This is a genomic window from Flammeovirga sp. AWQ4_249 (assembly GCF_056161045.1).
Window position 1 is genome coordinate 1 of sequence record NZ_JBSWYJ010000029.1, and the last position, 11,803, is coordinate 11,803.

General features: G+C 30.8%; 11 protein-coding genes. 7 read left to right on the forward strand and 4 right to left on the reverse strand.

Annotation, left to right across the window (positions count from 1 at the left end; genetic code table 11):
• Positions 1–130: 130 nt before the first annotated feature.
• Positions 131–763: a peroxiredoxin family protein gene (locus ACXAHM_RS18425; protein WP_474962909.1), complete on the reverse strand. Its 633-nt coding sequence runs from the start codon at positions 761–763 to the stop codon at positions 131–133.
• A 152-nt stretch (positions 764–915) separates the two neighbouring features.
• On the opposite strand from ACXAHM_RS18425, the gene ACXAHM_RS18430 reads away from it, so the two are divergent.
• The 3 genes from ACXAHM_RS18430 to ACXAHM_RS18440 all read left to right on the forward strand — a co-directional run bounded on the left by ACXAHM_RS18430 (position 916) and on the right by ACXAHM_RS18440 (position 3,425).
• Positions 916–1,761, forward strand: coding sequence for a helix-turn-helix domain-containing protein (locus ACXAHM_RS18430; protein ID WP_474962911.1), 846 nt, complete (start codon positions 916–918; stop codon positions 1,759–1,761).
• An 83-nt stretch (positions 1,762–1,844) separates the two neighbouring features.
• Complete coding sequence (locus ACXAHM_RS18435) at positions 1,845–2,837, forward strand: TQO small subunit DoxD (protein ID WP_474962913.1); 993 nt, start codon at positions 1,845–1,847, stop codon at positions 2,835–2,837.
• 102 nt (positions 2,838–2,939) lie between these two features.
• On the forward strand, positions 2,940–3,425 hold the full coding sequence (locus tag ACXAHM_RS18440) for a DUF1648 domain-containing protein (protein WP_474962917.1): 486 nt from the start codon (positions 2,940–2,942) through the stop codon (positions 3,423–3,425).
• 38 nt (positions 3,426–3,463) lie between these two features.
• Here ACXAHM_RS18440 and ACXAHM_RS18445 read toward each other — a convergent pair whose 3' ends face one another.
• The 3 genes from ACXAHM_RS18445 to ACXAHM_RS18455 all read right to left on the reverse strand — a co-directional run bounded on the left by ACXAHM_RS18445 (position 3,464) and on the right by ACXAHM_RS18455 (position 5,389).
• Positions 3,464–4,009: a hypothetical protein gene (locus ACXAHM_RS18445; protein WP_474962921.1), complete on the reverse strand. Its 546-nt coding sequence runs from the start codon at positions 4,007–4,009 to the stop codon at positions 3,464–3,466.
• A gap of 190 nt (positions 4,010–4,199) precedes the next feature.
• Positions 4,200–4,751 (reverse strand): HdeD family acid-resistance protein, encoded by a 552-nt coding sequence (locus tag ACXAHM_RS18450; RefSeq protein ID WP_474962923.1) that lies wholly within the window; start codon positions 4,749–4,751, stop codon positions 4,200–4,202.
• 86 nt (positions 4,752–4,837) lie between these two features.
• Positions 4,838–5,389, reverse strand: a complete 552-nt coding sequence (locus ACXAHM_RS18455) for an HdeD family acid-resistance protein (protein ID WP_474962925.1) — start codon at positions 5,387–5,389, stop codon at positions 4,838–4,840.
• A gap of 383 nt (positions 5,390–5,772) precedes the next feature.
• Here ACXAHM_RS18455 and ACXAHM_RS18460 point away from each other — a divergent pair, with 383 nt between their 5' ends.
• From ACXAHM_RS18460 to ACXAHM_RS18475, 4 genes are all read left to right on the forward strand, one after another.
• Positions 5,773–5,964 carry a hypothetical protein gene (locus ACXAHM_RS18460; RefSeq protein ID WP_474962927.1) on the forward strand — a complete coding sequence of 64 codons (192 nt, stop codon included), beginning with the start codon at positions 5,773–5,775 and terminating at the stop codon, positions 5,962–5,964.
• Between the two features lie 149 nt (positions 5,965–6,113).
• Positions 6,114–7,538 carry a basic amino acid/polyamine antiporter gene (locus tag ACXAHM_RS18465; RefSeq protein ID WP_474962929.1) on the forward strand — a complete coding sequence of 475 codons (1,425 nt, stop codon included), beginning with the start codon at positions 6,114–6,116 and terminating at the stop codon, positions 7,536–7,538.
• Between the two features lie 401 nt (positions 7,539–7,939).
• On the forward strand, positions 7,940–9,265 hold the full coding sequence (clcA, locus tag ACXAHM_RS18470; RefSeq protein ID WP_474962931.1) for a H(+)/Cl(-) exchange transporter ClcA: 1,326 nt from the start codon (positions 7,940–7,942) through the stop codon (positions 9,263–9,265).
• Positions 9,266–9,446: 181 nt separating this feature from the next.
• On the forward strand, positions 9,447–11,723 hold the full coding sequence (locus ACXAHM_RS18475; RefSeq protein WP_474962933.1) for an Orn/Lys/Arg family decarboxylase: 2,277 nt from the start codon (positions 9,447–9,449) through the stop codon (positions 11,721–11,723).
• Positions 11,724–11,803: the final 80 nt, after the last annotated feature.

Genomic DNA, 11,803 nt, shown 5'->3' on the forward strand with positions numbered 1-11,803 from the left:
ATTTTTTGAAACTCAGCACTCTCTTTTTGTGATTGCTTTGCCATAATTTTCAATATATAAAATTTAAAAATTACGGACAGCGTTTATTTTAAACTCTCTTGTTAGTTGAATTAACAATATTTTGATTGTATTAGATACTTTCAAGTGAGTTTAAAATCTCTTTTACACTCATTCTACCTGTGTAATTCGGGTTATAATGTCTTGCGATAATTTTACCATCTTGTCCGATAATAAAAGTTGCCGGTACAGGTAATGAAGCTTTTTTAACGGCATTTGTTTTCGTCAAATCGTTATCATACTTCTTTAACATCGTCGTGTATCTTTCATTTACTTCGAATGTTACTTTGTAACCGTTCATGATATCTAAGTTAGAATCCTCTACTAGATCGAAGTTAAATCCTTTTTTCTGAGCGAATGCAGTAAATCTTTCTTTTGATTCTGGTGTGATTGTTACAAATGTTGCACCTGCATCTTGAATCATGCTTAATGAGTCATTTACATTGATCAAGTGCTTTACACAGTATGGACACCATGATCCTCTAAAGAAGTTTACCACTACTGGACCTTCTTTTAGAGCTGCTTCTAAATTAAATTCTTTATCATTTTGTGTTGTTCCCTCAAAAGTAAAGGCTTTGTCACCTACTTCTAAGCCAGGTTGTAGTGTGTTTTCAGTCACACCGTAATCTTTTTGAGCAAAAGTTACTGTGTTTGTCAATAGGATTAATACTCCTAGATTGATAATGAATTTTGTGATTAATTTCATAGTTGATTAAAATTTTATTGTTTGTTTTTGACTGATTGGTCAAATATAGCTTTTTAATTTTATTAATTCCTAAAAAAGGTCAATATTTTTTTCAAGAAGGAATTTTTTTTTCTTTTTTGAACTTAAATAAACTAGAATAACATAAAGAAAGAATGATTTTTAAAGGGAAAAATGGACAACATTTTAGAATAGAAGAATTGAATGCAGAAGATTATACTGCATTATTTCAAAAAATTGATCGTGAAAAAACATTTTTATGGTTTCTGGATGATAACTCTTCTATCAAAATAGACGATAAGACTTATACATTTACAAAAAATCAAGTTATAACATTAACAGAGTTTTATCACTTGGAAGTAGAGCAATTGGGTGATGTTAAAATGTTTCAGTTCAATAGAGACTTTTACTGTATAGTCGAACATGATAGTGAGGTCGATTGTAAAGGTGTTTTGTTTTTTGGTGCATTTCAATTACCCATTATTGATTTGACAGTTGATGATATTCATAAATTAACAATATGTTGGGAGCTTATGAATTCAGAATTTTCAATACCTGGAGATCTACAAGGAAGCATGCTTCAAACACTTATGAAGCAGGTTTTAATTGTGACTACACGACGTTATAAACTTCAAATGCAATTATATGACATCCAAAAAAGTCAATTTGATATCATAAGACAATTTACCTTTTTAGTAGAGAAAAATTTCAAAACAATTCATACTGTAGCTGAATATGCTGATATGATGCATAAATCCCCTAAAACGTTATCGAATGTATTTATCAAACAAGGTTATGATTCACCTTTGAAATTTATACAAGAACGTAGATTACTAGAAGCTAGAAGAAAGCTACAGTTTACAGAAGAATCTATTAGTGATATAGCTTACAATTTAAATTTTACGGATGCACAAACATTCACAAAATTCTTTAAGCGATTGACAAATTATGCACCCTCAGCTTTCCGAAAAAAAATGATTTCAGATAAAAAGGGAAATTGAGGTACTTTTATAGGAAATATAAACATGCAGTTTGAATTATTTTATTAAGAATTTTGTTTTATACGACATTCAAACTCTTTTTTATGAAAAACACAAAAATTATTGGAGGAGTAATTCTTCCTCTACGTCTGGTCACAGCATGGTTATTTTTAGCAGCAGTTTTAAGAAGACTTGTTTTAGCTCCTGGAAAGCATGATATTGAAAGCGTTCAATGGATTGGGCATAAGATTAATACTTTCTTTCCGCAAGCCAATTTTTTCTTCTATGATATACTAGAATACCTTTCTAGGAATCCTATTCAAATGAATTGGTTCTCTTATGTATTTACCTATTCAGAATTAATAGTCGGAGTACTTTTATTATTGGGACTTTCTTCAAGGTTGACAGGATTTTTGCTTATTAATCTTGGTGTTGGTCTTATGCATACGGCAGGGTGGTTAGGGCCTACATGTTTGGATGAATGGCAAATAGCCTCTTTATTAACTACTGTAGGTGTTGTATTACTTTTGTTTGGCAGTGGATCATATTCTTTAGATACCTATATTAATCAAAAAGGATATAGTTTTACAAAAACAAAAATATGGATTTGGATTACTGATTTAGAGGTATTACTGCAACGAAAAGACTACACTAAAATCGTTGTTTCTTCAAGCCTATTAATATTATTTTACGTAATTGGAACAAATCAACTTTTACATGGAGGAGTATGGGGTAAATTACGTAATGATTCTGTTAAACCACATTTTGTAATTGATGATGTAACATCAGATAATAATACAATTACATTTTCTGCATTTAGAGATAAAGGCCCTGAAACATATGGTGCATTCGTAATTGAAATTCAAGTTTTAAATCAAGAAGGTAAAGTGCTGAAGCGTTTCTTCCCGAATGATTTTAAACAATTTATATATAAAAACATCTATATAAATGAAGTGAAATACAACAAGAGAAGCTTAGTTTTTCCTTTAGGAAGTAAAGCAATCTTGAAAATGCCATATGAAAATAATACAATTGAAGATTTGAATATTAAATTTATTGATATCAGTGGAAAAGAGTTTATCTCTCAAAATCAGTAAATTATAATTATTTTTATAATTTTAGCTGAAGTTAACAAACATTTGTAAATGTAATACGTACAATAAATATGTACTATCTTATATTTTTAAATTACTAACGTTATGAATCAGCAACCCAAAATAAAGTTACATTTATCCACTTATGATAAATCGCTCGAAGTAATTAGTATTGTTTTATTGTTTGTAGTATGGGGTATTCTTATTAAGGCTTATAGTGACCTACCTGAAAAAGTCGCCGTTCATTTTAATGCTTTAGGAAATCCTGATCATTATGGATCCAAGAAAATTTTAGTATTTCTGCCCTTAGTTTCTACATTCTTATACATACTTCTTACATTAGTTAATAAAATACCACATTTGTTTAACTATCCTCTTAAGATTACAGATGCAAATGCAGAAGAACAGTATACAAATGCAACACGTTTAATACGTTTGATTAAATTAATTATTTTAGTCTGTTTTGGTTTTATTATTTATCAAGTGACACAGATTGAGGCCAGTGGGTTAGGAGTATATTTCCTACCTATATTTTTAATTTTAATCTTCGGTCCATTAATTTATTACTACATAAAATCGAAATACCTCTAAAGAAAAAGTCTTCTCTGATTAATTCAGAGAAGACTTTTTTATAATGAATCATCTTTAGTGATAACAACTTTTCCTTCTAATTTCTTTTTACGAAAATCCTTAATATTATCCTTCAAGGCTTTTTTTCGGTATTTAGAATAATAATCAAAATCTTCATAGCTAAAAACAAGTTGATTATTGATGTAACTTAATTCATATTCAATATTTTTCTTTGATCCTTTGTATTTTTGATCTGTCTCTGTACGCATTTGTACTTTTAGATCAATACCATAATCCTTTTCGATTTTAGAAATCAAAGCCTCTAATTCCTTTTGATTAACTGTTTTATTATACGTGAAATTGATTCCGTAAATGCCATAATTATACTGCCCTTTTTTCTTGCCAGTATATACATTTTTTATTTCGGTTGTTCCTTTATAACCATACAGACTCTCTAATGCATATTCGATTTCCGTATCCGCACTAGAATAAATGGGATATTTCTCTTTAATGGATTGCGCATTTACTTTAAAGGAAGTACTTAAAATTGTAATGAGTAGGAATCCAAATAATTTATATCGATCGTTAAAGGTAGAATGCTTCATAATAATCTGAAGTTGAATGGTATTTATTAAGTTGCGAATTTTGACGTAGTATTAAAGTTAAATTCAACTCAAATTTATATAATATTTAGAAGATTCCAAATAAATGTTATCAATGTTATGGGAATGAATTAGTTTAATGATATAAAAAAAAACCTTTGATCGTGAAATCAAAGGGTTATCAATATATGAATTAAGCAACTTTTAGATGCTCTTCTAAATTCTGTCTTTTTTTGAGTTGAATACCTATTAGTATTTCCATGCATCCTGTACTTAATAAACCTAAGCTGATTAAGAATACCACCGTCATAGTACCTAGGAAAGGATTAAACAGAATCATCATACCAAATAAGATATTAATAATACCACTTGAAACAATCCAACCATATCCTTTAAATTTTGTGGTCATAGCGATAATAACTTGTTCTAAACCTTTATAAATCGCAAAGAATCCAATAAAGTAAACTAATGTTTCCATACTAAACCCAATGTTGCTCATTAGAAAAATACCAAGTAAAGAAGTAATTGATCCAACAAAAATATCCCAAATACCACTTTGATGTTTTCCTAAATTACTGATTCCAAAGGAAACTTGAGTTATACCACTTACTAAAAATAAAATACTAAATAGTACAGCAGCAGAGGCGTAACTAATCAAAGGATCATATATTGTATAAAAGCTAGAAGCAACAAATAATAGTCCTACTAATATATTCAAATACCAGTTTTTTGTGATGAATTTCATTGTGATGTTGTTTTGAATGTTTTTGTATTATATTAAGTTTAACTGTTTTTCACTTCTAGTGAATCACAAAATTTGACTAACTAATTTCATATTTTGCCTAATGTACTTTGAAGTTTTACCTTTTTAAAAAAAATACTTGCAACTATTAATTCCATCCAACCCAAATTCATGATCATTATACTGATAAGAACATAAATTATATAAGGAGATAGGTGAGGGAAAAATAATAAAGTTATACCAATAAGAATGCTCAATAAACCACTGCTGAATGTCCATCCTAGTTTCTCGGCTTGAAGATATAATGAAGCTGACATTTGTTCAATTCCTTTATAAATACAATATATTGAAATTACAATATTCAATATTTCTAAAGTCATCGATAAGTTCATCATTAAATAAATTCCAAGACCTACCGATAAAATACCAGATATAAGATCCCAACCTCTTCTAATGGTTTTCTTTAATTCAAGTAGACCAATAAAGAATTGAAATAACCCATTTATTATAAAAAAGAAACTAAATGAGATTTTAGCAAAATAAATATCCATTAGCGGATTGATGAGAAAATAAAAACTAATTGTAATTAATAATAACCCTACAAATAAGTTATAATACCAATGTTTTGTGTTGAATTTCATGATGTAGTGCGTTAGTGTTGTTATTTGATAGTACAAAAGTCAGTTTTTTATAAAAGTTTGATAAGTAAAAAATTATTTCTAATTGGTAAAATATAATTTATATCAAACACTTATCATATATATGTCACTAGACTAGAAAAATCTTCTTAAATCATAGCTTATTTATCATAGTACTAGACATAAATTAATAGTCGCTTTTTCTGTTTTTTACTTACTTGTAAATTATTTACGATTAAATACCTTCATTTTAAGACCTAATTAGGGCTTTTTTTATAGAAAAATTATTTTATACCAATTCCTCTAATTTATTTACTAATCCTTTTTTTTTGATTCAGCCATCTTTGTATCATAATCAAAAACAATCACATAAAATAAACAACATTATGCACGCTCAATCAAATGACAATTTATTAATATCAGAAAAATTTGATCTATTAGACACATTTAATTTAACAGACGAAGAAACTGAAAAAGTTTTTAATGATTTAAACCTAGAAAATCAATTTACCATTGATATTAATGATGATTTTGATATGTTTTCAGATGACTACACTGGAGAAACAATCAATTTTTAAAACTAGTAAGTCAAAAAAAGAAAAATCTTTTGATATAGAATACGATAAAAATAAGGTGAAATAATTATCTATTCATAATTTAAAGTAACACTGAAATAAAAGTGTTTCATTCCTTTTGAAATCAATACAATTAAAATAAATAAACAATTATGGCACAAAAATCTACTAAAGTTGGATTAATGGGTCTCGTGGCAATCGTATTTGGCTCGATGATCGGTGGAGGTATTTTTAATATCCCACAAAATATGGCAGCTTCAGCCTCGTTAGGAGCAGTTATTATCTCTTGGATTATTTCAGGTATTGGCGTAGGCTTATTAGTGTTAGCCTTTAAATCATTATCAGATAGTCGCCCAGATATTAGTTCAGGTATTTATGGTTATGCAAAAGCAGGTTTTGGCCGTTATATAGGTTTTAACTCAGCTTGGGGATATTGGATAAGTGCAGCATTAGGTAACGTTGCATTTGCAGTAATGATTAATGATGCTCTTGGTGCATTCTTCCCTGTATTATTAAATCATGGCTGGCAAACAATTGTTTTAGGATCAGTTTTAATATGGGCAATTAACTTCTTATCTATCTCTGGTGCAAATATGACATTCATCAACACAATTTCTACAATCGCGAAATTTGTTGGTTTGATCATCGTAATTGGCGTACTTATTATAACATTCAAAGTGAGTACATTAACACATGATTTCTGGGGAGAAACTTACAATCTTGCAGGATTAGGTGCTCAAATAAAATCTACAATGCTTGTTACTCTATGGTGCTTCATTGGTATTGAAGGTGCTGTAGTTATCGCTTCTAAAGCAAAAAAGGCTTCAGATGTAGGTAAAGCAACAATCATTGGTTTCATTACTGCATTATTAATGTATGTTTTAATCTCAGTATTAGCATTTGGTTTAATGCACCAACCTGATTTAGCAAAACTTGCTGACCCATCTACAGGTGGTTTATTAGAAATAGCTGTTGGTAAATGGGGCCTTACTTTTGTAAATATTGCAGTTTTATTATCAGTATCTGGTGCTTGGATTGCATGGTCAATCTTAGTTGCAGAGGTACCTCACGATGCAGCTAAAGATGGTGTATTACCCGCATTCTTCAAAAAAGAAAACAAAAACGGAACTCCTGCAGTAGCAATGTTTATCTCATCTGGTATCATGCAAGCAGGTATGCTTTGTGTAGCTTTTGCAAGTGATGTATATTTAGCAGCAATTGATATCGCAGGTGTGATGATTCTACCTTCTTACTTATTGTCAGCAATGTATTTATGGAAAGCAGCTTCTGGAGAAGATGTTATCAAAGATGCTAAGAAAAGAAAGCAAGCTTTATTAATCGGTGTATTCGCAACGTTATACTGTATCTGGTTAATTTATGCTGCTGGAGTTAGTTACTTACTAATGGCAATGATTTTCTACGCAATTGGTATTCCTTTCTACAGAATGGCACATAAAGATGATGTTAAAGCTGGAAAACAACTTTATACTAGAAATGAAAGAATTATTGAGATCTTAATTATGTTAGCAGGTATTGCTGCAGTGATCTTAATGTACATGGGTAAAGTTTCTTTCTAATTTCAATAAAAATAAATAAAGAGAGGAAAGGTATTAGTTCACTTTTTCTCTCTTTTTCATTTAAAATTAATAGTTAGACCTATCCAAATAATTATTTTCATATCAATAAATAAAAAAAATGACATTTACTGTGTTATTAAACAGCAAAGAATCAGTTAGATATATATTAAAATAAAAAAAGAGTACAAGTAATGAAATAAATGAAGTATCATATTTTATTAAAAATAACTTTTAGTCTTACCTCTACTATTCTTTCTACAACCACCTTTCATGACTTCACTGATTTAAATTGTAATACTTGTTTAACACCGTAGTCTATTTATCAATCAAACTTTAATGACACTCATCGCTTGAATTCGTCAACATATTTTATCAAATAAACTTTGTCTCGATTCATTATTATGGAATTACAAACACGAAAAGAAATAACAAAGGAAACAAGACTACTATTAGTTCTCTCATTGGCAGTAGGTATTCTTGTCGGATTAGTTGGAGGAATATACAATTACCTTACGAATCACCTTAATATATTTAGAGAATTTATTGCTGAATATACATCAGATACTGGCGTTGTTATCATAATGGCACTCGGTACTTTTATTTCCTACATCTTGGTGAAAAAGTTTGCTCCTGAAGCTGGAGGAAGTGGTGTCCAGGAAGTTGAAGGAACCATGATTGGAAAGAGAAAAATTAAATGGAAAGAAGTAGTTCCAGTTAAATTTTTTGGTGGTATAGCTGCACAATTAGGAGGGATGGTTGTTGGTAGAGAAGGACCAACTATTCATCTGGGAGGTGCCATAGGTGAAATGCTAACTAGGTTTTGGAAAGGACCTAAATATAGTAAAGTAGATATCAAAAATCACCTATTAGCTTGTGGTGCAGGAGCTGGTTTAGCAGTAGCATTTAATGCACCAATAGCAGGTGTTTTATTGGTGATAGAAGAGATGAGACCCTCTTTTAAATTTAATTTCAGATCATATACAGGCATTATGATTGCCTCTTTTGTTAGTACATGGGTAGCACAATTTATTGTTGGAGATAAATTAGATATACCTGTAGGAGTAAACCACATTGAAGCTATTTCTCAAATACATTATTTAACTTTTGTATTTTTCGGAATTTTTATGGCAATTACTGGAGCAGCATTTTTATATGCATTAAAAATGGGTTACAAAGTATTTGATGTATTAAAAGCTAAGGTACCATACACTACATTTATTGTTGTAGCTCTTTCATTCGCTCTTTTATACCAAATTGATTCAGATTACAATAGTTCAGGTATGGAATTACTTGCTAATCACTTGAATGAACCTCAATCATTATCTGATTTAATAGCATTAATTTTTGGAAGATTAATAGGTGGTACAATTTCATTTTGTAGTGGAGTTGTTGGTGGTGTATTTTCTCCAATGCTGTTTATAGGTGCTTCTTTAGGAAAAGTATATGCTCTGATTGCACCTAGTCTAAGTCAATATTCTGCTGAACTAGCAATTATAGGAATGGCTGGATTTTTTACAGCGGTTGTAGGAGCACCTTTGACGGGCGTAATTTTAATGGCGGAATTAACAGGGCAATATCAACTTTTATTACCTATGGGTATAGTTTGCCTAGTTGCTGCAATGATGATGCGAGCAATGGGTATCAAACCTTTATATGAATCACTTCTTCAAAGAGATATAAGAATTTTTGGAGATGAGAGTATAAAGTCAACAACAGACAAAAATTAAAATTCTTCAAGCAGATTAAGAAATTTAATCTTTTTTAATGTGCGTATAACAAAGAGTAATGTTACTACAGAAAAAGGAATTAGTGCAAAATTTACCAATCGAAAGTAATTATTTACCAACGATTTAAATCTAAAACACTCACCTTTGTAACATCAAGAAAAACAACAAATAAAATACAATTATGAATCTATTAGAATGGCCATTATTGGTAGTCGCTGATCATCTTCGTGATGAGTTTGAAAAACAACGACTGAATGAATTAGTTGAAACGCTTAGAAAGGATAACATTACAACATTAACTTCAAAGAAATTAAATCACGTAATTGACCTATGTGCTAGCCAAAGAGAAATCGCTGGTGTATTGATCGACATCAACATGGATGCAGATGATCAATTGAAAAAAGATACAATAGTAGAATTACGTCAAAAATTTAAAAATTTACCAATTTTCATCTTAGCTGAAAAAAGCGAAGCAACTGATATCCCAACTGAAATATTGGAAGCTACAAATGGTTTCTATTGGTTAGATGATGATACAATTACTTTTATGGCAGGACGTCTTTCACATATGATTAAAGAATATGTTGAAAGTAATTATGGTCCTTTCTTTAAAGGTTTAGTAAAATATGTAGACGAGTATAAATATGCATGGCACACACCTGGTCATATGGGTGGCGAAGGATTCAAAAAATCTCCTGCAGGTACAGCACTTTATAACTTCTTTGGTGAAAATACTTTACGTTCTGATCTTTCAATTTCAGTTCCAGATTTAGGATCTTTATTAGATCACTCAGGTCCAATTGGTGACTCTGAAAAATTTGCTTCTGAGACATTTAATTCAGATAAATCGTATTACGTTTTAAACGGTACTTCTACAGTAAACCAAATCATTTGGAGATCTCAAGTATCAAGAAACGATTTAGCATTAGTAGATCGTAACTGCCATAAGTCATTGAACTATGCCATGGTGATCACGAATGCAAAACCAATGTACATGATGCCAAGACGTAATGCGTTAGGTATTATTGGACCGGTTAAAATGTCAGAAATGACAGCGAATGCAGCTTTACATAAAAAATCAGAGTCAGCAATCGTTACGGATGAGGATATGGGCAAAGACATAGTTATGTCTGCTTTAACAAACTCAACGTATGACGGATTAGCTTACAATGTTCGTAAAGTGAAAAAAGAATTAGGAGATCATGTAAAATACATGCACTTTGATGAGGCATGGTATGCATACGCTCGTTTCCACAAAATCTATGATGGATTCTACGGAATGACTCCTGATGAGAACAAAGAACACCCTCCAGTGTTTACTTCTCACTCAACACATAAGTTATTGAATGCTTTCTCTCAAGCTTCAATGCTTCATATCAAGGATGGTGATAAGGAAACAATCGATCCAGATGAGTTCAACGAAGCGTACATGATGCACGGTTCAACTTCACCAAACTACCCAATGATTGCTTCACTTGATGTATCTACTAAAATGATGCACGATAATGGTGAGCAAATGAGTCATGATAATATCTTGGATGCAATTGCTTTAAGACAAAGAGTTGCAAAGATGAATGCTGAGTTTGCGGCACAAGGAGAATGGTTCTTCAATATGTGGCAACCAACTGAATATAAAGGAGAATCTTTTGCTGAAACAGCTCCTGAAATATTAGCTTCTAACCAAGATGCATGGATTTTAAATCCTCAAGACAAGTGGCATGGATTTGATAACCTTGAAGATGATTTTGTTCTTCTTGATCCTATCAAATTAACATTCACTACGCCTGGTATCAACGCTGACGGTACTTATACTGAACAAGGCATCCCAGCAGGAATTGTAGCAGATTACTTAATGAATAAAGGTATTGTAAATGAGAAAACAGATACTTATTCATTCTTAATGTTACACTCTTTTGGTACTTCAAAAGGAAAACAAGGAGAATTATTATCAGCTCTTTTAAACTTCAAAAAGGATTACGATAACAATACTTCTATCAAAGAAATCTTCCCTAATTTATTAGAAGAATCAGATATGTATGCAACAATGGGCTTAAAAGACCTTTGTGATGCAATGCACAACTTCTATAGAGAGAATGACTTCTTAAAACAAATGCAATCAGCATTCGAACACCTTCCAAAACAAGCAATGAAACCTGCTGATGCTTATGAGCAAGTAGTTCGTAAAAATGTAGAATATACTCACCTTGAAGACATGATGAACAAAATTCCTGCAGTGATGCTTGTTCCTTATCCTCCGGGCATCCCAGTAATGATGGGTGGTGAAATTCTAGATGAAGAAGGAAGATCAATCTTCAATTACTTATCGATCTTAGAAAAGTATGAAAATGCTTTCCCTGGTTATGAAAAAGATATCCACGGTGTAGAAAGAGACGTAGTAGATGGTGTGATCAAATACAAAACACTTTGTATTAAAGAAGCTCCAGAATTAGAAAAATAAAAAATATATTTCCTGAGATTACAATCTAATCTAAAAGGCTGGCGAGGTGAATATGATTTCTTATCGAATTCTTACCCAAT

Bases quoted from the DNA above. Each gene is read 5' to 3' on its own strand.
- ACXAHM_RS18425 (WP_474962909.1), bottom strand. From the start codon at position 763: ATGAAATTAATCACAAAATTCATTATCAATCTAGGAGTATTAATCCTA.
- ACXAHM_RS18430 (WP_474962911.1), top strand. From the start codon at position 916: ATGATTTTTAAAGGGAAAAATGGACAACATTTTAGAATAGAAGAATTG.
- ACXAHM_RS18435 (WP_474962913.1), top strand. From the start codon at position 1,845: ATGAAAAACACAAAAATTATTGGAGGAGTAATTCTTCCTCTACGTCTG.
- ACXAHM_RS18440 (WP_474962917.1), top strand. From the start codon at position 2,940: ATGAATCAGCAACCCAAAATAAAGTTACATTTATCCACTTATGATAAA.
- ACXAHM_RS18445 (WP_474962921.1), bottom strand. From the start codon at position 4,009: ATGAAGCATTCTACCTTTAACGATCGATATAAATTATTTGGATTCCTA.
- ACXAHM_RS18450 (WP_474962923.1), bottom strand. From the start codon at position 4,751: ATGAAATTCATCACAAAAAACTGGTATTTGAATATATTAGTAGGACTA.
- ACXAHM_RS18455 (WP_474962925.1), bottom strand. From the start codon at position 5,389: ATGAAATTCAACACAAAACATTGGTATTATAACTTATTTGTAGGGTTA.
- ACXAHM_RS18460 (WP_474962927.1), top strand. From the start codon at position 5,773: ATGCACGCTCAATCAAATGACAATTTATTAATATCAGAAAAATTTGAT.
- ACXAHM_RS18465 (WP_474962929.1), top strand. From the start codon at position 6,114: ATGGCACAAAAATCTACTAAAGTTGGATTAATGGGTCTCGTGGCAATC.
- clcA (WP_474962931.1), top strand. From the start codon at position 7,940: ATGGAATTACAAACACGAAAAGAAATAACAAAGGAAACAAGACTACTA.
- ACXAHM_RS18475 (WP_474962933.1), top strand. From the start codon at position 9,447: ATGAATCTATTAGAATGGCCATTATTGGTAGTCGCTGATCATCTTCGT.